20 protein-coding genes are annotated in these 22926 nt (G+C 44.0%); 11 read left to right on the top strand and 9 right to left on the bottom strand.

Features of this window, described 5'->3' with window-relative positions:
- Window positions 1–344: 344 nt before the first annotated feature.
- The 7 genes from F6K64_RS06305 (at window position 345) to F6K64_RS06275 (ending at window position 5225) form a co-directional block, all read left to right on the top strand.
- Window positions 345–671: a hypothetical protein gene (locus F6K64_RS06305; protein ID WP_008179770.1), complete on the top strand. Its 327-nt coding sequence runs from the start codon at window positions 345–347 to the stop codon at window positions 669–671.
- 36 nt (window positions 672–707) lie between these two features.
- Window positions 708–1250, top strand: coding sequence for a GIY-YIG nuclease family protein (locus F6K64_RS06300; RefSeq protein ID WP_008179772.1), 543 nt, complete (start codon window positions 708–710; stop codon window positions 1248–1250).
- The gene (carA, locus tag F6K64_RS06295) at window positions 1247–2404 is read left to right on the top strand and encodes a glutamine-hydrolyzing carbamoyl-phosphate synthase small subunit (RefSeq protein ID WP_008179774.1); all 1158 of its coding nucleotides are present in this window, start codon (window positions 1247–1249) and stop codon (window positions 2402–2404) included. The genes F6K64_RS06300 and carA overlap by 4 nt, the downstream gene beginning before the upstream one ends.
- Before the next feature lie 364 nt (window positions 2405–2768).
- Complete coding sequence (locus F6K64_RS06290; RefSeq protein WP_044492280.1) at window positions 2769–3137, top strand: STAS domain-containing protein; 369 nt, start codon at window positions 2769–2771, stop codon at window positions 3135–3137.
- Between the two features lie 177 nt (window positions 3138–3314).
- On the top strand, window positions 3315–3803 hold the full coding sequence (locus tag F6K64_RS06285; RefSeq protein ID WP_008179779.1) for a Mini-ribonuclease 3: 489 nt from the start codon (window positions 3315–3317) through the stop codon (window positions 3801–3803).
- A 14-nt stretch (window positions 3804–3817) separates the two neighbouring features.
- The gene (gene rlmB, locus F6K64_RS06280; RefSeq protein ID WP_008179781.1) at window positions 3818–4861 is read left to right on the top strand and encodes a 23S rRNA (guanosine(2251)-2'-O)-methyltransferase RlmB; all 1044 of its coding nucleotides are present in this window, start codon (window positions 3818–3820) and stop codon (window positions 4859–4861) included.
- Window positions 4862–4940: 79 nt separating this feature from the next.
- On the top strand, window positions 4941–5225 hold the full coding sequence (locus tag F6K64_RS06275; protein WP_008179783.1) for a DUF1816 domain-containing protein: 285 nt from the start codon (window positions 4941–4943) through the stop codon (window positions 5223–5225).
- A 39-nt stretch (window positions 5226–5264) separates the two neighbouring features.
- Here F6K64_RS06275 and F6K64_RS06270 read toward each other — a convergent pair whose 3' ends face one another.
- Window positions 5265–5831, bottom strand: a complete 567-nt coding sequence (locus tag F6K64_RS06270; RefSeq protein WP_044492281.1) for a Uma2 family endonuclease — start codon at window positions 5829–5831, stop codon at window positions 5265–5267.
- 266 nt (window positions 5832–6097) lie between these two features.
- Between F6K64_RS06270 and F6K64_RS06265 the strand changes: the two genes are divergently transcribed.
- Window positions 6098–6292 carry a hypothetical protein gene (locus F6K64_RS06265; protein WP_008179787.1) on the top strand — a complete coding sequence of 65 codons (195 nt, stop codon included), beginning with the start codon at window positions 6098–6100 and terminating at the stop codon, window positions 6290–6292.
- 240 nt (window positions 6293–6532) lie between these two features.
- Here F6K64_RS06265 and F6K64_RS06260 read toward each other — a convergent pair whose 3' ends face one another.
- The 5 genes from F6K64_RS06260 to F6K64_RS06240 form a co-directional block, all read right to left on the bottom strand.
- The gene (locus F6K64_RS06260; protein WP_287265097.1) at window positions 6533–8020 is read right to left on the bottom strand and encodes a hypothetical protein; all 1488 of its coding nucleotides are present in this window, start codon (window positions 8018–8020) and stop codon (window positions 6533–6535) included.
- Window positions 8020–8376 (bottom strand): hypothetical protein, encoded by a 357-nt coding sequence (locus F6K64_RS06255; protein WP_008179790.1) that lies wholly within the window; start codon window positions 8374–8376, stop codon window positions 8020–8022. Before F6K64_RS06255 ends, F6K64_RS06260 begins: the two co-directional genes overlap by 1 nt.
- A gap of 11 nt (window positions 8377–8387) precedes the next feature.
- A complete protein-coding gene (locus F6K64_RS06250; RefSeq protein ID WP_502708031.1) occupies window positions 8388–11543 on the bottom strand; it encodes a CHAT domain-containing protein in 3156 nt (1051 codons plus the stop codon).
- A gap of 397 nt (window positions 11544–11940) precedes the next feature.
- Window positions 11941–12438, bottom strand: a complete 498-nt coding sequence (locus F6K64_RS06245; RefSeq protein ID WP_287265095.1) for a hypothetical protein — start codon at window positions 12436–12438, stop codon at window positions 11941–11943.
- A 230-nt stretch (window positions 12439–12668) separates the two neighbouring features.
- Window positions 12669–13592, bottom strand: coding sequence for a DUF4351 domain-containing protein (locus F6K64_RS06240; RefSeq protein ID WP_287265094.1), 924 nt, complete (start codon window positions 13590–13592; stop codon window positions 12669–12671).
- A 467-nt stretch (window positions 13593–14059) separates the two neighbouring features.
- On the opposite strand from F6K64_RS06240, the gene F6K64_RS06235 reads away from it, so the two are divergent.
- Window positions 14060–14260 carry a hypothetical protein gene (locus tag F6K64_RS06235; RefSeq protein ID WP_008179798.1) on the top strand — a complete coding sequence of 67 codons (201 nt, stop codon included), beginning with the start codon at window positions 14060–14062 and terminating at the stop codon, window positions 14258–14260.
- Between the two features lie 510 nt (window positions 14261–14770).
- On the opposite strand, the gene F6K64_RS06230 is transcribed toward F6K64_RS06235, so the two are convergent.
- The 3 genes from F6K64_RS06230 to F6K64_RS06220 all read right to left on the bottom strand — a co-directional run bounded on the left by F6K64_RS06230 (window position 14771) and on the right by F6K64_RS06220 (window position 20964).
- Entirely contained in the window at window positions 14771–17155 is a 2385-nt protein-coding gene (locus tag F6K64_RS06230) for a tetratricopeptide repeat protein (protein ID WP_008179800.1), read from the bottom strand.
- Between the two features lie 172 nt (window positions 17156–17327).
- Window positions 17328–18542 carry a glycosyltransferase gene (locus F6K64_RS06225; protein ID WP_008179803.1) on the bottom strand — a complete coding sequence of 405 codons (1215 nt, stop codon included), beginning with the start codon at window positions 18540–18542 and terminating at the stop codon, window positions 17328–17330.
- Between the two features lie 1192 nt (window positions 18543–19734).
- Complete coding sequence (locus tag F6K64_RS06220) at window positions 19735–20964, bottom strand: glycosyltransferase family 4 protein (RefSeq protein WP_008179804.1); 1230 nt, start codon at window positions 20962–20964, stop codon at window positions 19735–19737.
- A 241-nt stretch (window positions 20965–21205) separates the two neighbouring features.
- Between F6K64_RS06220 and F6K64_RS06215 the strand changes: the two genes are divergently transcribed.
- Together F6K64_RS06215 and F6K64_RS06210 are read left to right on the top strand one after the other, a co-directional pair.
- The gene (locus tag F6K64_RS06215; protein WP_008179806.1) at window positions 21206–22165 is read left to right on the top strand and encodes a glycosyltransferase family 2 protein; all 960 of its coding nucleotides are present in this window, start codon (window positions 21206–21208) and stop codon (window positions 22163–22165) included.
- A gap of 276 nt (window positions 22166–22441) precedes the next feature.
- Window positions 22442–22657 (top strand): hypothetical protein, encoded by a 216-nt coding sequence (locus F6K64_RS06210; RefSeq protein ID WP_131827057.1) that lies wholly within the window; start codon window positions 22442–22444, stop codon window positions 22655–22657.
- Window positions 22658–22926 lie beyond the last annotated feature (269 nt).

The raw sequence follows: 22926 nt of genomic DNA, 5'->3' as shown, positions 1-22926 counted from the left end.
CCGTGGCCTATTGGCCAAGGTTGTTCGCCTTTAGGGTTCGGTATAGGGTAGGTTGAAGGTTAACTAAGTTGAAGGTTGAACGCGATGGACGAAGTCCCGCTTTCAGCGAACCCGTGGCCTATTGGCCAAGGTTAAAAGTAAACTGTAAATAGTTAACTGCATTTTTTTCAAAAAAACAGTAGGGGCATTCGTTGTGGGTGCTCCTATGGCAATCCTATAGGATTAGTGAACAGTGACAGGTCTTACTCAGAACTCAGCAGTATATTTAAGGGAAGTCTTGTTCACGAGTGAATCTTGATCAGGTATAATCCCTGTGTTAAAGAATTCGGGATTGTCCTTGACTTATGGTTCGCCTCAAGATAATTAACAAGTTCGATAGCAGTTTTGTCCTAGCTCCAGAAGCCCGAGACCAGTTATTTGCTTTACTAACCGGGGAAAACTTCTTGGCTCAAGTAGCTGAAGCGGCTCAAGCTGAAAGGGTTGAGTTTACTGAATTACTGTTTAAACCAGTTCCCTACACCACTTCAACCCCTAAGGGAATGCCAGCGGAATATGAGCAGTATCAAGAATCTGATGATTATATCATCATTAATGTACCTCCTAACTTCATGTTCAAAGCCAAAATCTTTAATCCCAGTCGCCTGTGTGGGATTTATCGCAAATTTCAATAAAATTTAGTTTTTAATCTTATTTTTTAATCCCATCCCATGCTCACCTCTGATAATCAAATTCCATCTCTGAAGGATTTAGAATTTATTCCCTATCTGGATGAAACGGGAAATATACCAGAATTTTTACAAAAAAAGATTGGTGTATACGCAATTTTTGACCAAGATAAAACGCTGAAATTTGTGAATTATTCCCGAGATGTATATATCAGCATCAAACAACATTTAGTTCGTCAGCATCACTCCTGCTATTGGCTAAAAGTAGAAACGATTGAAAAACCTGACCGGAGTCGATTAGAAACGATTCGTAAGGCATGGATTGAAGATAATGGTGTGATCCCGGTGGGAAATGGAGAGCAGGAAAATCTGTGGATCCAGCCCATTGATGCTAAAGTGACAATGACTGAAGCAGAGCAATTAGACTATGAGCAAAGTGAGGAATTAGCAAAAATTAAGATTCTCAAGAAAATTGCTCGGAGAGTTGAAGCTAAAATTAAAGATGAGCTAGAATCCCGAGGGGTAAAGACTGAAATTCGCTTCAATCCTAAGCTTAAAGAAAAGGGTTTACTTGACATAAAATGACTATCTCAACGGCTCATCCAGCTCTGCTAGTTCTCGCTGATGGCACAACTTACCAAGGCTGGTCTTTCGGAGCGACTGGTACAACCATTGGTGAAGTAGTGTTTAACACTGCCATGACGGGTTATCAAGAGGTGGTGACAGACCCCAGCTACTGCGGTCAAATTGTGACCTTCACCTATCCAGAATTAGGCAATACTGGTGTTAACCCCTCCGATCAAGAATCTGCTCATCCTCAAATCCGAGGGGCAATTGCCCGTAACATCTGCTACCGGCCCAGTAACTGGCGCTCTACCCAGTCCTTGCCCGATTATCTTGCGGAACACAACATCCCAGGAATTTACGGCATAGATACAAGGGCATTAACCCGCAAAATACGCTCCATTGGTGCGATAAACGGTGCCATTTCCACAGAAATCCTTGACTCCGCTGAATTATTGTCCGAAGTGCAAGGGGCTCCGAGTATGGCAGGATTAAATCTAGTTAAAGAAGTGAGCACTCACAAGGTTTACCAATGGTCTGATCCTACGGAAGCCAATTGGGAGTTCGGTCCTGGGGTTGATGGAGTGGAAAAGGACAAGCCTTTGACAGTTGTTGCGATCGATTTTGGGATTAAACGTAATATTCTCAAGCGTCTAGCGAGCTACAATTGTCGGGTAATTGTCGTCCCTGCTAATACACCGCCAGAAGAAATTGCTAAGTATAATCCCGATGGGATATTTCTGTCCAATGGACCAGGGGATCCGGCGGTAGTACTCGAAGGCATCTCAACCACCAAAGCCTTATTGGAGCGTCAGCAACCTATTTTTGGCATCTGCATGGGACATCAGATTCTTGGTCTTGCCCTAGGAGCCCAGACCTTTAAACTTAAATTTGGTCACCGAGGTTTGAATCACCCAGCCGGTTTGCAGCAAATGGTGGAAATTACTAGCCAAAACCATGGTTTTGCTATTGATCCCGATACCTTAGGCACGGAGGTGGAAGTTACTCACCTAAATCTCAATGACCGCACTGTGGCAGGGTTGCGTCACAAATCCTTACCGTTCTTCTCAGTACAGTATCACCCAGAGGCTAGTCCTGGTCCTCACGATGCTGACTATTTATTTCAGCAGTTTGTCGAGCTGATGCGTTCGCGTAGCGGCGACCCAGGAGCATAGCGCCCAATAGTCAATGCCAAACCCCAACTGTAGGGTGAGCGGGTGTGGGGCTATAGAATAACCCCTGCATTGCCAGCAAACCAAGAAATCTGCTTCAGTTATAATTAATCGGTTACAATTGCGGCTGGCTTAATTTTACCCTACCGCTACACCCGGTTACCCTACCCCCATTACTCTGATACTGTTGTATAATCTAATATTGACGTTGTTTTAGCCCCTTGAGGTGCTAACCAACAAAAAAAGGTATGGTGATAGGGCGCGTGTATCAACGGTAGCCAAGTCATCAATCTACTGTCACAGTAGTCAACTTGACAGTAGAAGTATTAAATTATTGATATTTATCAGCTATATCTAGGAGGGTGTTATTCCTGAACAACTAACCCTTACAGTCAGTTTAAGGGGCACTCGCCAAGTCGAGTCAAATTATCAAATTTTCCGCCTTACTGGATTGCTAGATGCCTTTTCGGAATCTACTCTCCGTAACGTTATTGGCAAATGTATTGATGAAGGTCCAGCGCATATTATTCTGGACTTATCTAAAATTGATTTTGTCGATAGCTCTGGTTTGGGTGCTTTGGTGCAGCTAGTAAAGAAAGCTCAAACTGCTAAAGGAAGTCTACAAGTCGTGACCAATCCCCGGGTGACTCAAACTGTGAAACTAGTGCGCCTAGAAAAATTTCTCTCCCTGCAAGATTCTCTGGCGGTAGCTGAGGAGAACGTCAAGGGTAAATGACAAAATCGTTGGTGATGGCGGGGACAAAACCCGCCATCACTTTCTCAGCAGTGGGGAATCGGTGAGAGTTGAGTGTGATTAACTTGCCTTTTAGTCAATGTATTGAATACTCGAAGCAGAAATTGTGGAAGGATGTCAAATTTGCTCTAATAAACAAAAGACCGTGATACCCCAAAGATGGCTCAAACAGATGCACAATTAGACCCCTTGGAAGAGGATAGCCATGGCGGTGGAACTGACTCTATAGTATTGTGGACAGAGTTTCGATTTAGGCAATTCATGGCGAAAGTTGATCAAATTGCCAAAATTCAACAGATTTCCCCAGCATCCTTGGCATATATAGGAGATGCTGTTTATGAACTTTACATCCGAACCCACTATCTGCTACCACCGAGGCGAATCTGTGACTATCATAACCAGGTAGTGGCTCATGTGAGAGCAGAAAGCCAAGCTAAGATTTTGCGATCGCTTGAACCTTACCTAACTGCTTCTGAAAAAGACGTTTTACGGCGCGGACGGAATGCTGCCACAAAGACCCCCCGGCGTCTCAATCGAGAAATCTATCAACAAGCTAGTAGCTTAGAAACCTTACTGGGATACCTCTACCTTACTGATACTCAACGGTTGACCCAGTTATTGGCTCATCTAAAACTCGACAGCCCATAAACCCTTATTCTATTATGGCTAATCAAAACCCCTCCTCTGATTCCTCCTCTGATGCTTCTGGCCAGATCAAGTTAGGGAAGTCCTCTGATCGGCAAGGTGAGAATAAAAAATTATCTCCTTCGACCCCAGGCAATTCTCAAAAGAACGGGAAACCCCCTCGAAAGAACTACCACTCTAGAAAGCCACGGGCAAAACATTCCCATCACTCCGAGGAAACTCAGCCGAAGCAGCATGGGTACCCTAAGTCAAAACTTGTAAGTAGCACAGAAGAAGAGAGTGACTTAATCTACGGGCGTCATTCAGTTATAGCAGCTCTCCAAAACCAGCACCAGCTAAACCGAGTTTGGATTATTTCCCAGCTGCGTTACGATCCTCGCTTTCACTCCTTACTGGTTCAAGCCAAGGCCAACGGTACAGTAATTGATGAAGTAGCACCAAAACGCCTGAGCCAAATTACTAAAGGTGGTAACCATCAGGGTGTGGCAGCTCAAATAGCATCTTACAACTACATAGATTTAAATGACTTAATTGACAAAGCAAAATGGGCAACTGAGCAGCCAGTTTTATTGGCTTGTGATGGCATTAATGATCCTCAAAATTTAGGGGCGATTATTCGTACGGCAGAAGCTCTAGGGGCTCAAGGCTTAGTAATACCCCAACGTCGAGCTGTTGGTGTCACCTCAACTGTGAGGAAAGTGGCAGCAGGAGCTCTAGAAACCTTTCCTATTGCCAGAGTTGTCAATCTCAGTAATGCCCTAGAGCAGTTGAAAACTGCGGGCTTTTGGATTTACGGAACTGCTGCTGGCACTGGTAAACTTTTACACAAAGTTGATTTGACTGGTTCAGTAGTATTAGTAATAGGTTCAGAGGGGAATGGTTTAAGCCTAAGGTCACAAAGCTGCTGTGACATGTTAATTTCAATTCCATTACAGGGTAAGACCCCTAGCCTCAATGCCTCAGCAGCAACTGCTATGGTGTTATATGAAACCTATCGGCAGCGTTGGTCAGATTTACTGTATATCGATAGTACTTCCAATGAACAGATTGTAAAACAATAAAACTAAAGTAAATGGAGGATAAAAAGGTTTAAAAGCCGATTAAATTAACAGAGATTATCCTTGAAACTAGGTAGATTTCATGAAAGAAGCCTTAATCAAAATCTTCGACGTCTTAGGGTTAGCGTTTTGGGTGGAAATCATCACCGAAACCCCCAAGTGTACCTACTACTTTGGACCCTTTGTTAACCAGCAGGAGGCTCAGGCTGCCAAATATGGATACATTGAAGACTTAGAAGATGAAGGAGCTCAAGGCATTATAGTAACTCTCAAACGCTGCAAACCCACTAGACTAACAATTTTTGATGAGTTGCCAGAACAAACTGAGCTAGACGATTTGTCTAGCTTGAGTAAGCCGATTGTTTGAGAAAGGATGATTCCGCAGTTACTAACCTACTGAGGTCATTTAAAGCGGCAAAGCTAACTCAAAGTTAGGCAGAATAGTTTCCCCTGACAAAGTAACAGGAAATTTAGCAGTTTCAACAGCTTGATTGGGACGATATATTTCAACCTCTTTGCTCTGGGGGTTAATTAACCAGCCTAAACATAAACCACTGTTCAAATATTCTTGCATCTTTTCCTGTAGAGGCTTGAGGGAATCAGTGCGAGACCGTAGTTCAATTACAAAGTCCGGACAAATGGGGGGAAATCCCTCCTGTTGTTCAGGGGTTAAACTTTCCCAACGGTCTAGCCTGATCCAAGCAGCATCAGGGGATCGATCTCCTCCATTGGGTAAGCGAAAAATAGTTGAGGAGCTAAACACTTGACCTAGTTTGGTTTGATTATTCCATAACCACAACAGACTGATTAGACTTGCTTCTCGATTTCCGCTACATCCGCCTACAGGTGGCATGATGATTAGCTCTCCTTTGGCATTACGCTCAAGTTGTAGATTTTGATTCGCCTGACATAGATTGTGGAATTGTTGATCGCTTAGGTTGACTCTCTCTAGGTTAAGAACAACAGGCTGCATCATGACTGTCTCCTTAGTGGAATGATTAATATCAAGTCAGGTTGAATACCCATAATTACAGGGAGGCTGGGAAGTGTGGGGAGATGGGGAGATCTCATAAGGGTAGGTTTTTTACAAAGACCTCAGGTGTGGGGCGTGGGGTGTAGGGTGTGGGGTGTGGGGGTTCCAAGTATAGTTAGCATGTGATGGAAATTTGGTATACAATTACGTGGAGTTTTTAGCAAGCAAAAATACTTAGTATAAAGATGTTAACTTCTTCCGATCATATGACAGATTTATCCAATGCCCACTGGCAGAGCAATTCCCGTTCTGTTGTCACTGCTGACCCCCAGGTGAAGAAATTGATGACATCAGTTTATGGGGTTGACCAGCAAGTAAAGTACCTTCACTTACAGGCAGAAGTTGAATCCCTCTGGCAGCAGCAGCAACTACTTAAGCAACAACGGTTGGTTTTGAGTTGAACAAACTTCGCGGCATTTGCCCACCAGATCTAAAAGTAGGGTGGGCAAAGTTAATGGCTCTAGAATTCTCACAATAACCAAAGGGCATTTGCCCACCAGATCTAAAAGTAGGGTGGGCAAAGTTAATGGCTCTAGAATTCTCACAAGAACCAAACGGTTTTTGCCCACCCTACAAGCTAAAAACTTTCTGTTTATTGAGCAAGAAAAACTCCCTGCTCCCTGCTCCCTGCTCCCTGCTCCCTATTCCCTGTTCCCTCCTCCCCGATGCATAATTCGACCCAAAATTAACGCAGTGACCGCACCAAATCCAACACCAACCAAAACATGAAATAGCACAAACCAGAAAGTGTAAGTCAAGCAAGGCTGGAGTTCAGCTCTAGGGCACTTTTCTATCGATACATTGGGGTTTAGTTTAATCAAGATCGCTTCTAGAGGTTTAGCATCGGTTTGGGAAGAAATACCACTGACCGCTAAACCAATACCGACCGAAGCAATCCAACGTTCTAAACTTTTTTCTCGGGCTTGATCAGCCTTCTCCTTATCTCTTAAGGCTTTTTCCAAAGCGCGATCCCTTTCTGCCTGGTCAATTTCTACAATGCCTCGGATACTACCAAGCATCTGGTCAAATAGTTGCTGACCCGGTTTGAGATAATTGAGGTTGGTTTGAATCTGATTTTGAAACTGCTTGGTTCTTTGATGGAGGAAGTCTTCTAAAAACTCGATATTATCGTCTTCGAGACTATATTCACTGATTTTTTTCAGCCATGTGTCATAGTTGCTGGCATTGGTAGCGATCGCAGTTTTGTGATCCTCCATGTCTCGCAGATAACCAGCATAGTCAAAGGTCTTTAGTGGCATCTCAGTCAGTTTCTGCTTCAGTTGCTCTAGCCTTGTTTCTGGATCCCTTGGCAATTCCTTGAAGCCTTTAACCTCTTCTTCGAGTTGCCCATAGAGTCCTCTAGTTTGACGATAACACCAACGGGCTTGATCATAAGCAAACAGGATTTTACTGCGACAGCACAATAGATTGAACAATGACAAAGACGTCTTTTCAACCAGGTTTAAGGTTTCTGGGTGACGGTTTAACCAGACCAGAAGGTGACATTGCTCCGTTGGTTTCTCTTTACCGTTGTCATAGGCAAAAATTGGGCTACCAAATAAGTGCCCAGATGCGCTAAGTTCGGGTTTTTGGTCGGTTCCCTGGAAAAAAGCATCCACACAGGCATCGGCTAACTTTCTATCCTCCTCGGGAGTGCCCACTGGTTCCCCATAGAGCACTAAGGTTTGTCCCAAAGAAGGTTGAATATTGCTGGCTAGGAGGCACCCTTGGGGATTTAACCGACTAAATTGACTGGCTGGAACGGTGACATTTTGGTAATACAGAGTTAGGTCAAGGGCATAGGTGTCATGAATTTTAACGGGATAGACCTCTACTGTTAGGGCAGAGCCTTCTATTTGCAGTGGTGCAGTATAGGTTAAGCGACCATGATCAGGTAATAGTTCTATGTAACGGCTTGCGATCGCGGTTTGGCTGGGAGGGGATTGTAATTTTTCAGGTAAAGATTTCAGGTCTGGGATAGCTAGGGGTTCGCTGAGCTGAGCACAGTGTTGCCACAACTGATCCGCATCCTGTCGGAACTTTCCCGGTTCTTGACTTAAGTCTTGGCACAGATGGAAGGCATAAAGGGTGACGCTGGGGTTTTTGATTCGCAAGGCGCTGTCAGTCATCAGCCTTTGGGAGTGTTGGGTTTTTCGGTTTCTTCCGTAGAACTCTTGCGGAGGGCATTGAGTAGTTCTTCTTTCACGTTCTTTTCATAGTCAGCTTTGGCTTCAGGAGTGGCGACAGTGCCTCCAATTCCTTTTTCACGAATTGGTTGACTACCCACTAAAACATTTAGAGCATCGTCAATAACTGGATTAGATTTACACCAGTTCTCAATCTTATCTAATAGTCCCTCCACATCATGATTAGATAGCGGAGTAATTATCGCTTCCAGTTCATTACGATCCTGTTCAGAAAAAATATCTGGTTGGCTGTTGATTAGCTTGATAAAATTTCCTATTTCTTGAATCTCAGGTTTCATAGTTTTAACTCCTATTGACCAATTGCACAAAATGCTGCCCAATGGTAAGGTTTTTCAAAAGGCTTATCGCTGGGTCTTAGATACTTAAAATCATCATTCTTCAAAAGGGGAGCACTCAAACGCCGCTTTTGATAACTCTTTATAGATAAGCTTTCAATCCAGAGTAATAAATTTTCCTTTGTTACATCCCGCAGCCAGAGTTGGGCTTGGTTAAGAGCAACTGCTAAGGACATTTGGGAGTTTAGCAAATTATCATAAAATTTAATCATTAACAATGCTGTCGATAAATCGTTTACCTTCCACAAGCTACTAACCACTGCTGGACTCCCCGCCACTAGGAAACCACTGGGTAACCCAATGTATTCATCGCTGATGTTGGTGTAATCAATCAATCCTGTTTCACAAGCAGAAAGGGTGACCAGGCGACATTGTTTTAATTGTAGGTCAAAGACTTGATCGATAGTCAGACATTTCTCTAGGTCAAATACTTCCTCCTCACTTATCCGTAAATAGCGCTCCGAATTGGGTTCAGCAGAGGTCGATTTATGGGCATTGGCCAGAATTAGAGCGGATTTTCGTGGTTCTTGGTAATTAAAGTAACCGTGACAGCTAAAATGTAAACAGTGGTAACTGTTGAAAGCTTTGCTATCTATAGCAGCTTTGGTAGCAGCGTTTTCCACAAGAATTTCTGTATCTGGTGGGGGATTGAAGTAGCCTTTAACTACGTCTACCTCGATAGGAGTGTAATCTAAATCACCACTGGGGTTTTGAACCGCAAACAGGTGGGTAAACTCTTCTGGGCGTTTTCTGGTTTGAACAAGTTGCAGTAGTTGACAGCTAGGGGCGTAACTTACCCCTGCTGGAAACCGCTCCATGATAATTTTAGGGTTACCTTCTCCCTGCTGACTGGTAATCGGTAAGGCATGAAGGGGGAATAAATGTAAAAACCGATGGGGGATTAAAATTAAGCGATCGCACTCTGGGGGGATTTGCTGAATGATGTCATCAATGAGTAAAATTTGTGCCAGGGAATGTAGACGGGTAGTAAGGTGCTTTTCGTAATGGTATTTTTTGGTGGAGTAGGCTTTTAAATATCCATTTGCCCAATCTACCAATTTATCTAAGTCTTTTAACTGAGAATACCAAACTAGATTACGGGTGAAGACGAACGTGACCAGCTTATTCCGTGTAATGTAAAACTCGACAATGGCAGTGTGGTGATCCAACTTGTTCTGAAATTGCTCAAACTGAAAGCCAGAAGCAATGGGGAAATAGCGGTTTTTTAATTCATTATGCTGCTGTCGCAATCCTTGAATACGTTTTGCTAAAGCTGTTGTTTTTTTAGCTTTGCCATTGTGAATTTGCTTTTGACCTCTGGCTATTTTATTTCTGTATTTTTTTAGTTTAGTGACAACATTTGCAGGAAAGATGCTTTTCAATTCACGGCTGATAATCTCTTCAACTATATAGCGATTTTTGCTTTGTTCAGCATAATCCAGTGCTTCAGTAATCTTACCTAAGTCTACGCAAACTTCTACCATTATCCTATAAAGTTTGTTCCATTTTTCACGGTGTCTGCGCTTGCTTTCCTCTCCAGAAACCATTTCCTCCTGCAAAGATTCTACCGTAGCAATGGCAGAGTTAAAGGTTGTGTAAGCTAAGAGAGACTGCTGACTGTCTTGGTAAGCTATCCCTAGTTGGAACAAAGTGTCAGCATGGTCTTCGGGAAAAGCCTCACGGGTGCGTACTTCTAAAGCCAATTGGTAGCAAGCGATGGCTTTTTCTAGGTTTTGTGCCTTATGACCTATGATTCTGTCACCGTAAGCATTACCGAGATTATATTGTGTCGTTGCCCAATCATAAGGAAATGCCTCAAAGGTTCTGACTCTTAGAGCCTGTTGTAAACAAGCGATGGCTTCTTCTATATTCTCTGCTTTCTCACCTTTGATTCGCTCACCGTAAGCAGCACCGAGATTAGTTTGTGTCAATGCCCATTTTTCAGGAAATGCCTCAAAGGTGCTGACTCTTAGAGCTTCTTGGAAACAAGCGATGGCCTCTTCTATATTCTGTGCTTTCTGACCTTTTATTCGGTTCTTGTAAGCAACACCGAGATTATTTTGTGTGGATGCCCAATCATAAGGAAATGCCTCAAAGGTTCTGACTCTTAGAGCCTGTTGGAAACAAGCGATCTCTTCTTCAATATTCTGTGCTTTATCCCCTTTTATTCGGTCTTTATAAGTAAGACCGAGATTAGTTTGTGTCGATGCCCATTTTTCAGGAAAAGCCTCACGGGTGAAAACTCTAAGAGCCTGTTGTAAACAAGCGATCGCTTTTTCTATATTCTGTGTTTTATCCCATTTTATTCGGTTACAGTAAGCATTACCGAGATTATTTTGTGTCAATGCCCAATCATAAGGAAATGCCTCAAAGGTTCTGACTCTTAGAGCCTGTTGGTAACAAGCGATCGCTTCTTCTATATTCTGTGCTTTCTCTCCTTTTATTCTGTAATAGTAAGCAAGCCCAAGGTGGAATTTAGTATTTGCCCAATATTCAGGAAAACCTTCACGGGTGCATACTCCTAAAGCTAATTTGTAGCAAGCGATCTCTTCTTCTATGTTTTCTGCCTTCTGACCTTTTATTCTGTAATAGTAAGCAATACCAAGGCTGAATTGAGTCATTGCCCAATCAATAGGAAAAGCTTCACGGGTGCGTACTTCTAAAGCTAATTGATAGCAAGCGATCGCTTGTTCTATATTCTGTGCTTTCTCTCCTTTTATTCGGTTACGGTAAGTAATACCGAGATTATATTGTGTATTTGCCCAATTACTAGGAAATGCTTCACGGCTGAAAACAGTTAGTGCGACTTCATAGCCAGTAATGGCAATTTCAATAGTGCTGGCTTTTTCACCCAAGGGGAATTGCTGAATTAGATTGCTGAAAAGGAAAATAACTGCTGCTACGTATTTTGCTTGATCTGCTTCCGCTTCCACCAGCTTACTTGTTGCCCAAGCCCGCAATTTTTCTGCTAAAGTCTGATTAAGTTTGTCGATATTTGCTTCCAGTAATTTCTCAACTACCTGCTGATCACCATTACTGTCTGCAATTGCTTGTAGCACCTCTAAGAGAAAGTCAACTTGGCTATCAGATGTATTGTCAGCCATTGCCATCCACTGCTCTACAATAGTTATTCAAAAAATAGACTTATTTAAAGCACCCTGGATTTATCAATCTTCATATAAAACCTCATAGATTATAGCATTTCTAAGAAGTCAGAAGTCTGAAGTTAGAAGTCAGAAGTTAGAAGTAGAGTGGGCATCCTGCCCGCCCGTCTATTCCATATCAGTAGAGTCGGCATCCTGCCCACAGCTCTATTCCATATTCAGTAGAGTGGGCATCCTGCCCGCAGCTCTATTCCATCTCAGTAGAGTCGGCATCCTGCCCGCAGCTCTATTCCATCTCAGTAGAGTGGGCATCCTGCCCGCAGCTCTATTCCATCTCAGTAGAGTCGGCATCCTGCCCGCCCGTCTATTCCATCTCAGTAGAGTCGGCATCCTGCCCGCAGCTCTATTCCATATTCAGTACAGTGGGCATCCTGCCCGCCCGTGTGATCAATATCAGTAGAGTAGGCATCCTGCCCGCAGCTCTATTCCATCTCAGTAGAGTCGGCATCCTGCCCGCAGCTCTATTCAATATCAGTAGAGTGGGCATCCTGCCCGCCCGTCTATTCCATATCAGTAGAGTGGGCATCCTGCCCGCAGCTCTATTCCATCTCAGTAGGGAGCAGGGGAGAGGTTTGTTCACGAGGCTCTGAGGCTCAACCACCAGACTCAAATACTCAACGTTGAGACTCTGAGACTCGTCCACGATATTCAAATACTCGTCCACGATATTCAAATACTCGTCCACGATATTCAAATACTCGACCACGAGACTCAAATACTCAACGTTGAGACTCTGATATTCGTTCACGAGGCTCTGAGACTCAACCACGGTATTCAAATACTCACGGTCGAAGTTCAGATACTCGTCCACAAGGTCCAGATACTCAAGGTTTATATTCAAATACTCAAGGGAGAGGTTCAGAAGCCACTCGATCAGGTCTTGATAGCATGGCTTTTGAATGCAACACCTAACCGGATGTTACTTATTTGTTATAGCACTACCCATTAAAGTTAAGACATTGATACAAGCTGAAAAAGGTGCGACCCGTAGCGAATTAAATTCTTAATGGTAAGAGCGCACCTATTTTTTAGTAAACTTTTGCCTCTTGCCTCTTGCCCTTGCGCGTAGCGCTATAACTGGTTCAACCAATTGGTCAAATCCACTTCGGTTTCAAAATCTAACAACGCTTCTCCTAAATCTTCCAACTGCTGAAAGGATAATTCCTCAATTTTATTTTGTAATTGGGGATTGATTTCACCTAGGCGACGGCTAATTTGACGCTTAATTAAATTAAGCTCATTGCGCTTTCCTTGTTCTAATCCCTGTCCTAATCCTTGCTCTAATCCTTGCTCTAATCCTTGTTTTAATCCTTGTTTTAATCCCTGTTCTAATCCCTGTTCTAATCCCTGTTCTAATCCTTGGCGAATAATTCGTTGATAAACGACTGACTCTTGCATCATATCCTCCCGAAAATAAGCTTGAATTAACTGCTCATCAAATTTCACCCCAGCCAACAGTTGCACGCAAGCAGATAAATTACGCTGCTGTTGTCTATCTTCAATCATATCTATTCTGGCTGCTACTTGGGATAGCAGGTTTTCTGGCACTTCCGCTTGTGCTAATACTGCCAAGGGTAGTAACCCCGGTGTTGTTAGTAAAGGTTGTGGATCACATTCCCAAATCCGAATCACCCGGTAGCGGAAGGATAGGTTCCTATCGGTAAATTGATTTACAAATACTCCGGCTAATCGGGTTGGTTTCAGGAATATTATTACCTGTTCAATATCACAGCGATACTGACGATATAACCTTACCCAATAATCCAGCATCCGCAGGGGTAACGGAGGTTCAGATTGGGGTAAGGTTTGAAATTCCAGATGCAATATAGCATCAGCAACTCGCACAAAAAACAAGGCATCTGCCCGAATTGGTTCTGTGCTTAATTCGGTGTTGAGAATTTCGATATCCTCTGCTGGTTCTTGGTTAAACAACCAACGAGTAAAGGCTTGGGGATATTTTTCAACTAAATATTTGAGGGTACTGTCGTAAGTCATTAGACATCTGAAGCAACTAAGTAAATTCTGGTGAACTAATCGAAAAGAGGGTTAAGAGCCACAAATTCGACGACTCGAACCTATCCCAAATCATCTTTAAGAAAGTCATGGGAAGGTCTGTCGGAAATATTGGCCACTTAACTAACTCTTGAAATTCCCAGTAAACCCCGACAATCATTAACGGTAGCTCGGGTGATAAAAACCAGGTAAAATGAGTGCTATTGTTGGTTAATATAATTAATATTATCACATTTTAGCCATATTATTGCTCGAATTTTTAACTACAAATTAATTTAAACAAGTTAATATTTGTCTACAATTAACGTTAAATTATGCTTTGTAAAGCCTATGCAATAGCTTTTTTATACAAACCCTAAAATTTCCCAAAAAAAATTTTAAAAACCCTTGACAATTAAAATAATAATCATTATAATAAGCAATGTAAACCCAAGTTAATTTTTTTCACAATGTCAGAAAAATTTACTCGCAATTTCAAGAAACAACCGACTCAACACACTCTCAAAGGTACTCGTGAATCAGTAATTTATAGTATGCAAATGTTTTATTCCCTAGGCTATGCCGAAATCGCGGAGTGGACCCCTCTAGAACCGACCGATATTCCAGGTGAAGTAATTACTACTATGACCAAGTATTGGTTGTTGCCATAACACCTTAAATTTTGGGGGGGTTTCCCCCCCTTGGCCTTGGGTTTCGGAAATTTCTGACATATGTGATTGACATAGCCGTGGATAGTATTTCTACGGCTATTTTTTTGGCGTTCCTGAATAATAGAATGAATGTGCGATAATTTGGTTTTATTAAAGCCCCCTAAATCCCCCGAGCGAGCAATCCCTCGCTCGGGGGACTTGTCTTGATGCAGTCGCTCATGGGGGAAACCCCCAAGACCGCGCTGCATCGCTTCATAGTTTTGTTCCCCCCAGAATTGGGGGGCTAGGGGGGCAAAACCATACGCATAATCAGGAACGCCATTAAATTGGTGTTGCTGAATAATAGAATGATGTTAAGAGTAGGTGCGCGCCTCCAAGGGCGCGAGGCATTGCTCGCGCCCTTGGGTCGCACCTGTAGAATGGGCATCTTGCCCGTTCGAGATCTGGTAGAGCGAGCAGAATGCCCACTCTACTGCTATCCATTACTTGACTGACGCAACGCCTATTTAATTATTCAAAACGCTGATGCTTGGCTGACCAACGCTTAAAGCTATAGTTATTCGGTTCATCAATGACTATAGCCGCAGGACCGCCATCCCCTAAATCCGCGATCGCAGTCATGGAAGTGTTGGCATCTTGGGAAAATTCGCTGTAGAGTAAGGCTCCTGCGTCAGAAAAAATCATGGTGCGGGGTTTGTAGATAGTAGTTGCCCTTTCTGTATCTATCCCGTCATTATTACTATCCGATAGACCGACCTCGCTAGATTCTGAGGTAACTGATATTTCTTGATATAAGGTTATGACCGCTTCTGGCTGGTTGTTGCCAGTCAGCTCGATCGGTCTAACTGACCAATGCCCAATCTCCTGAAGCATCATTGGTAAGCTAGGAATGGGTCCTGAGGAGAATTGACCACTGTTGATTAACTCCTGCCAGAGTACTGGCAGCATGGCTGACACCGACTCAGGGTTAAGGTGGTAGAGTGCTGACAAAGTGATCGCACTTGGGTCTAACCAGCGCAGTCCCGTATCGGTGTGTGCTAGCAGGTGCTGATTAGAGCCATCAACAGCTAGGGCTTCACTAGGGAATTTCCCACCTGCTGCCAACAGCTTAATCACCCCTTTCTGGTAGGAAACCCCCTTGACCGTAGCTGTAGTTGATTGCTGGATACCATTCTCACTCCAAAGGCTAATCCGAATCTGGGGGTCAACGTCTAAGCCCAAATATCGCCACAATCGCTTTCCCTTGGTCAAAGTGGGCAGCCGTAAATCAGAAAAGGGCATCCACCGCCAACCCTGACCATCGTGAAATGCTTTTACCTGTACTTGATACCAAACTTCCTCGGGGTTTTTTTGTAGAGTGACGGAGACAGATGGACAAGGGGACAGGGGTGAAACTGCTATACTCTCTTCCTCTGCTACAGAAACCAATTCAGTACTTTCCTGTTGCCTTTGGCAGTGCTGTTCTCCTATTCCCCCATCTCCATCTTCCGGTTGCAACCAATCCGTTGCGTTGACAGTTTGAATTATTTCTGAATTGCCAACCAGTTGACTGAAGTGCCTGACAATAGCTGGAACTGGGTTTAAGGCATTTTCCATATGGTTGAGGAGTTGGTAAACCTGGGGATTAGTTTGGGGTAATTCCTTCACCCATGCGATCGCTTTTTGAGGGTCTTCCTGGGCTGCCAAAATCAACCCTCCCCAAGCTTGTACATTGCTGTCATCAGGATTGACCTCTAGTGCTGCTTCCACCCGCTGCCACAATCCCCCAGAATCGCTCTTTAGCATGGTGATAATATCCCCCAACTGAGCACCATCCACTGCCGTCTGAAACACTGTTTTTGCCTCCCCCCAGCGACCATCCAGGAGATAGGCAAAGATAGCGGCACTGGCACTTGCCCAAATTTGATTTGCCTGAGACTCGGTGACCTGAGCGTGCAGTTTAACCAAATCCATTTGGGCTTGAGCCTCTGCTGACCAGTGTTTTGGTTTCTGTTGGTTCAACCATTGCCAAGCATCAGACCACAAACCATGACGGGCTAGGCTTAAACCATTGCGATAGAGTTTAGTATCTATCGCTGTTTGGGTCAGGGAAATTTCCTCTAGATAAATCGGGTTGGGAACAAAAGACCGAGGTTGAATTTGGTAAACCTTGAACTGGGGTTCCAAGCCTACAGTATGATTAACCACTAATTCTGGACTAGCACCACCGGTCACTTCCTGCCAATAGGGAGGACCTTCATTAGGGCTTGTCCACTCCAACATCATACTCAGGTGTGTCTGGTCTGGATTGTAGTGAATAATTTGTCCATAGCTCTCTGGTGTATTTTCTGAGACCACGTTACCCGAGAGGTTGAACCAAAACCCTTCCTCTAGAGCTTGTTCATCGAAACGATCGAGTTTGGTTAAAGGTAGTGAACGGGAGACACTAGCATCATCCGATCCTGTGTTCACTTGGGTAGACAGCACAAAATATTCGACCGGGGCAGTGATAGGCAGCTGACTAACTAGCTGATAATACTGCTGTTCGCTGTTGCTTTGTTCAAGGGGCTGATAGACTCTGAGTTCCACGATCTGGTCACAATTACTTTGGCATGATGGTGGTGATGCCAAAATCGGTAGCAGCAACTCAGAGTGAAGGGCAAGGGGTGTGCTCGCCGTTAGTCCATTTTCACGAATCTCCCCTTGAATTTGGGCAAATGTCTTGGCAGATGAGGGAACAATCTGGGGGATACGAGCCCAACTCGGCAAAATGTGATTGATCCATACAATCGAATCAGGATCAATTATTAACATAACCGCCACCCAGATACTACCGGCAATGATACCGCTAGTGGTGATTAAGGCAGCGATCGCGCCCAAGGTTGTTAACCAACCACCTCTACTAGACTTTTGCACTGATGTTTTAATGGTTTATCTTTCCAGTTTTTTCCTAGTTTGAAAAAAATCTTGGGGGCAATAGATAGATAGTAATTAGCCAAATAGTACAGATTTTTGGACTTAAAGGCTAATTTTCCATGTCTTTGTCATTCCCCCTTGCTCAATCTAAAACAAGTGCACCCTAAACCCTTCAATCTGTGATTACCTGCTCATACAGCTCACCAGCACGTTCCCAAGTATATTTCTGTTCAATATACGCTCGCCCATTTTCCGACAGTTGCTTACGGAGCTGGCGGTCTTCAAATAACCGACTAATGCCATAAACATATTCTGTTGTATCATTTGCTCGCAATGCCCGCAAAGGGACATCCCCGCCATCAACTATCAAGCCCTCCAAACCGCGATCGCTTCCCACGACCGGTACTCCTGCTGCCATCGCTTCCAGAGTTTTATTTTTTACGCCAAATCCACTTTGCATTGGCACCACAAATATGGTTGCCTTATGAAGGTGGTCTACTAAAGAAGGCACCGTGCCAGTTACACTAATCCCTGGTATATCTTCTAACTCTAGCACCGCCTGCACCGGTTTGGGTCCGACTAATTCTAGCTTGGTATCAGCATAGCGCTCTGTAATTGCTGGGAACACGTCTAGGCTAAAATAACGAGCTGCTTTGATGTTTAGTGGGTTATCCATCGCCCCAGTAAATACTAATCTGTGTCCACCAGGATCAGAGATGCGCCGGGGAAATGTATTAACATCAACCCCATTAGAAATCAATGTAATTTTACTGTCTAGCTCAAATGATTCTATTTGCCGTCTATCTTCTGCTGTTGTGACTACAATGTCTGTAAACTTAGCACAATATTGCTCTTCATAGCGACGTAATAGGGGCAAATTCAACTGGTCTTTCAGCTGATTGTCTGATGTTTTGGTTTCCAGCTTGTCCAGAGATTTCCGGTATACAGAATGATGAATATTCACCACAGTTCGCAGCTGCTCCCGCCACTCTGGTCGCACATAAATCTCATTGGTACTGTGTTCACAGGTAATCAGGTCAAATTGTCCCCCCTCTACAGCCTGATCCAGCCATTGCTGCATTGGAGTTGAGTAGAGTTGGAGTACTTTCTGGGGGGTTCCCTGTTGCAAAATGGTACTCCAGCGCTGTAATTTCTCCTTTATGCCTTTCTCTTGTTCTGATGGCTGCGGTTGGGGAAACATCACCAGTTCTTCCACCCACTGCTGCAATTTTTCTACCTCGATGTCCTTGATCTCCTCAGAACGTTGAGTAACCAAGGTTATAGCATGACGCTTACTCAGGTACTTGAGTAAATTAAACGTCCTGACCTGAGTTGCCCCCCGCGTTGGCGGATAGGGAAAGGTTGTGGAGATCATTAGAATCTTCATAGGACGTTACTACTTTGAGCAATAAGTGACCACAAGGAAAGGACAGGCAATAATTCATGCTTATAGCAGTCGCCAGCGATGCAGCGCGGTCTTGGGGAGGCAGCGCGGTCTTGGGGAGGCAGCGCGGTCTTGGGGGTTCCCCCCATGAGCGACTGCCGTGGTCCCCCCCATGAGCGACTGCCGTGGTTTCCCCCATGAGCGACTGCATCAAGACAGGGCAGTTAGGACATGACAAAAGTCTCAAACCCTTTGTAAGCGCAAGAGTTTGACTTCTGACAAATGACTTGTGACTTCTGACTTCTGCTATATCTCACTTTTTACATGAGTTAAGGATTAATTTATTTATACTTTTTGAAAAAAATCTAAACTTTTATTAACATTTCGTAATTTTAATTTACTCCAACTTCTTATTGTATAAAATACGTGATAATCGATATTGCCAAGGTTGGGGTTTTTGATAATTCTGATTACTGCAGAGTAATTCCCGATTACCTATTACCCAAAACCCAAAAAACAACGACAAATAACACTACCGAAAAAATCGGACAGTATAAATGTATTATATCTTCATTCCAATACATTTATACTAATTGTGAATTTTCCTCTAGAAAATATAGTTAAAAATTCAAATTTCCCGATTTACCAAACACCAGGTATCCTAATCTCTCTATGACTTCCAGTCACAGTGATTTATAGGGGTTTGCCACCGTTATAGCAGAAGTCAAAAGTCAGAAGTCATTTGTCAGAAGTCAAACTCTTGCGCTTACAAAGGGTTTGAGACTTTTGTCATGTCCTAACTGCCCTGGCGACTGCTATACGGAGTTTCCCTACTCTCGGAGGTTTTAGCTGTCCGGCAAAAGAAGCCCCACACCTAATGCGTAGCATAGGTGTGGGATGAATTTTGCACAGGGTATTATAAAATTGCTATAATATATGTACTGATAAACAAAGCCGTTCGCGTAGCGTGGCCTACGGCCTTAAATGCTGGTTTGTCAGCCACTTACGTGCCTAAAAAATAGAACTCATTGTATTGTTCCGGTGGGTCGGGGCATCCCGTGTCGTTAATAAAGTAACCCGTGTATCCGTTCGCGCCCCGCGTCGGCGAAAGCCGATAGTGATGGCTGGAGTTGGTAAGAAGCCCACACTGTAATCTTCGATTCAGTGTGGGAGTATGTCACATGAACAGATTTCACTAACCCCTAACCACTGACTGAGTTAAGGCTTGTTCGTAGCATTGACCAGCCCGATCCCAGGTGTATTCATTCTCGATCAATGAACGCGCGTTTTGAGACAACTTTGCTCGCAGCTGTGGGTCTTCAAACAAACGAGTGATGGCACTAAGATACTCATTAACATGATTTGCCCGCAATGCTCGCAGGGGTGTATTGGCACCATCAACCGCCAGTCCCTCCAAACCGCGATCGCTTCCCACTACAGGTACCCCAGCCGCCATTGCTTCCAGGGTCTTGTTTTTAATGCCAAAGCCAGTCCGCATCGGTACCACACAGATAGTTGCTTGATGGAGATACTCTACCATTGATGGCACACGACCGGTGACCGTAATTCCCGACAATTCTGCCAACGACCACACCGAAGGTACTGGTCTTGCTCCTACCAGGTCCAGCTTAGCATCTTGATAGCGTTCTTTAATGGCTGGAAAGACCTCCAAGCTGAAAAAGCTTACAGCATCAATGTTGGCTCGGTTATCCATAGCTCCAATAAAAACTATGCGATGTCCCCCTGGGTCAGCAGTGCGTTCGGTAAATTGAGTCAAATCTACCCCATTTGGAATCACCACCATTTTACCCGATGGCTTGTAGGCAGCTATCTGGCTTTGATCCTCCGGTGTTGTGACCACAAGACCAGTAAATTTGGCACAGTATCGTTCCTCATAGCGGCGCAACAGGGGTAAATTTAACTGGTCTCTCAGCTGATTTTCCGAGGTTCCTGTTTCCAACTGATTACGGAACGTACCATACACAGAACTGTGAATATTCACCACCGTTCCCAGCTGCTGTCGCCATTCTGGTCGTACATATATTTCATTTACACTATGTTCACAGGTAATAATGTCAAACCTTCCAGCCGCCACAGCTTCATCCACCCATTGCTGAATGTCCGGGGAGTAGAGATGTAGCACACTGGGGGGGATGCCTTGGCGAATAAAATTACTAAATCGCTTTACTTTGCCCCAGATTCCTCCTGAGGGATCACAAGGCTTTGGTTGGGGGAAAACCACCAATTCATCTACCCATTTCCCTAGTTTTTCCACTTCCTGATCCGTGACATCTTCTGAACGTTGAGTAATCATGGTGATATCATGACTTAACTTAAGATGTTTTAGTAAATTAAATGTCCGAACCTGAGTTCCTCCCCTAGTGGGGGGATAAGGAAAGGTGGCAGATAGCATGAGAATTTTCATCATATCTTCAGGTTAGGTAAGAAAGCGATGCAGCGCGGTCTTGGGGGTTCCCACGGGGCTTACAAGGTGCGGACGCAGGTTCCGCACACAGCCCCTCCCCATGAGCGACTGCATCAAGACATTGCTATAAGTCATATCTAGTTCGTTGTAACCGGACTTGATATCAGGTATCCAAGAGGATAATTTAATGTCAAAGAACCAATGAATTGAGTGGCTTGATAGTTTCATCTATAACAATACAATGATTCAACGAGTCCCCAAGGTGAGTGTGTGTATTCCTACATTCAATCGCGTGAATTTACTTCCTTATGCGATTGACAGTGTTATTAAACAAACGTATCAAGACTGGGAATTAATTGTCTGTGATGATGGTTCAACTGATGACACTCCTGAGTTAATGTCCCAGTATCAGGATAGCCGAATTAACTACATCCGTCACCCCAAAAATATTGGCAAAAGTAATAATATGCGCTCTGGATTTGATGCCGCATTGGGGGAATATTTTATTAAATTTGATGATGATGACCGGCTGACACCTGAATTTTTATCCAAAACAACGGCTATTTTAGAGCTAGACCATAGTCTTGATTTTGTTGGGACAGATCATTGGGTAATTAATATTAATAATACTAGGGATGAATCAGCTACAAAATTCAACTCTCAGAGGTGGGGAAGAACTAATTTAATCGAAGGTATTGTTGATAATTTAATTGAGGTTGTTTTTATTCAGCAGAGCTTTCAAATTGGCGCTACATTATTTCGAATGCAGGCGTTTAAAGACTTGGAATTTATGCGTCCTAATATCCAAAATTGTGAAGATAATGATTTATTTGTTCGGCTGGCTATTGCGGGAAAGAAAGCCTATTATTTACCCGAATTATTAATGGAATATCGATTCCATGCCCAACAGCAAGGGATTAGTCGAGCAATTCCGTATTTAAAGGATAAACTGCATTATCTAGAAAGTTATAACTTTGAGTCAGAAATGTTGGAGACAGTTAGGCGATCGCGCCTGACGGAAACTAAGCTACTACTAGGATTGCGGCTGATTGAAATTGGACAAACATCAACCGGACGTGAATTAGTTTGGTCAGGAAAAGCTTGCTCCCCCTCAAAAGCTTGGGTTGCTTTGGTGTTGTCCCTATTGCCAGAAGGGTGGCGTTCTCAGGCGTTTAGTGTGTTGCGTCAATTCAAGGAATAGACTCTCTGGGAATTCGGGGCTAGAAAAAATCTGATTAAACTGCCAAGGCATTGGCAGCCTCACCATGGTGAAACAAATTTCCACTCTCTTGGTGCCCGTTCCCTTGGCGAGGTTCCCTTACGCCTTGTCGCACCCCCTTTCACAAGACTGCTTGTAAGCATATGCGCTACGCGCACGCTACGCGAACAGCAGTCAGCAGTCAGGCGTCAGCTTATTTTATTCAAAGCACCTCAAGTAGCGATGCAGTCAGCCAAAGGGGAGGCAGAGGTGCGACCCGTGGCGAATTTAATTCGCCTACGGAAAACGCACCATTACGGTCTTGGGGAGGCAGAGGTGCGACCCGTGGCGAATTTAATTACGGGTCAAGCGCACCATTACGGTCTTGGGGAGACAGTGCCGACCTGCGGGGGTTCCCCCCATGAGCAACTGCCGTGGTTTTGGGTCTGTAGACCCAAAACCACTCGCTTTTGGATCAAGACAGCGTGCCCGTAGCGCATAAACACCTCAAGTAGCGTGGCCACAGCCCAATCGCTGAGAGCTCAGAGCTCTCAGCTGATGGCTGATGGCTGATGGCTGAGAGCTGATGGCTGACGACTGCCTAAGTATTTTTACTTAAATAATCCTGGTGTCTTGCTAGTTTCTAGAGTTTTTTGGATGGTTGCGACAGTTGAGCCTTTGAATCTAGCATACAACTTCTCCCTTCCCCCCTCTGTGTACTGATCAAACCGTTGCTAAACTGATCAGTTTCAGGATCTATGAAC

It is taken from the genome of Moorena sp. SIO3A2 (genome assembly GCF_010672265.1).
GTDB classification, from domain to species: Bacteria; Cyanobacteriota; Cyanobacteriia; order Cyanobacteriales; family Coleofasciculaceae; genus Moorena; species Moorena producens.
The sequence above is the reverse complement of the archived record's forward strand: the minus strand, read 5'-3'. Positions and strand labels throughout refer to the sequence as shown.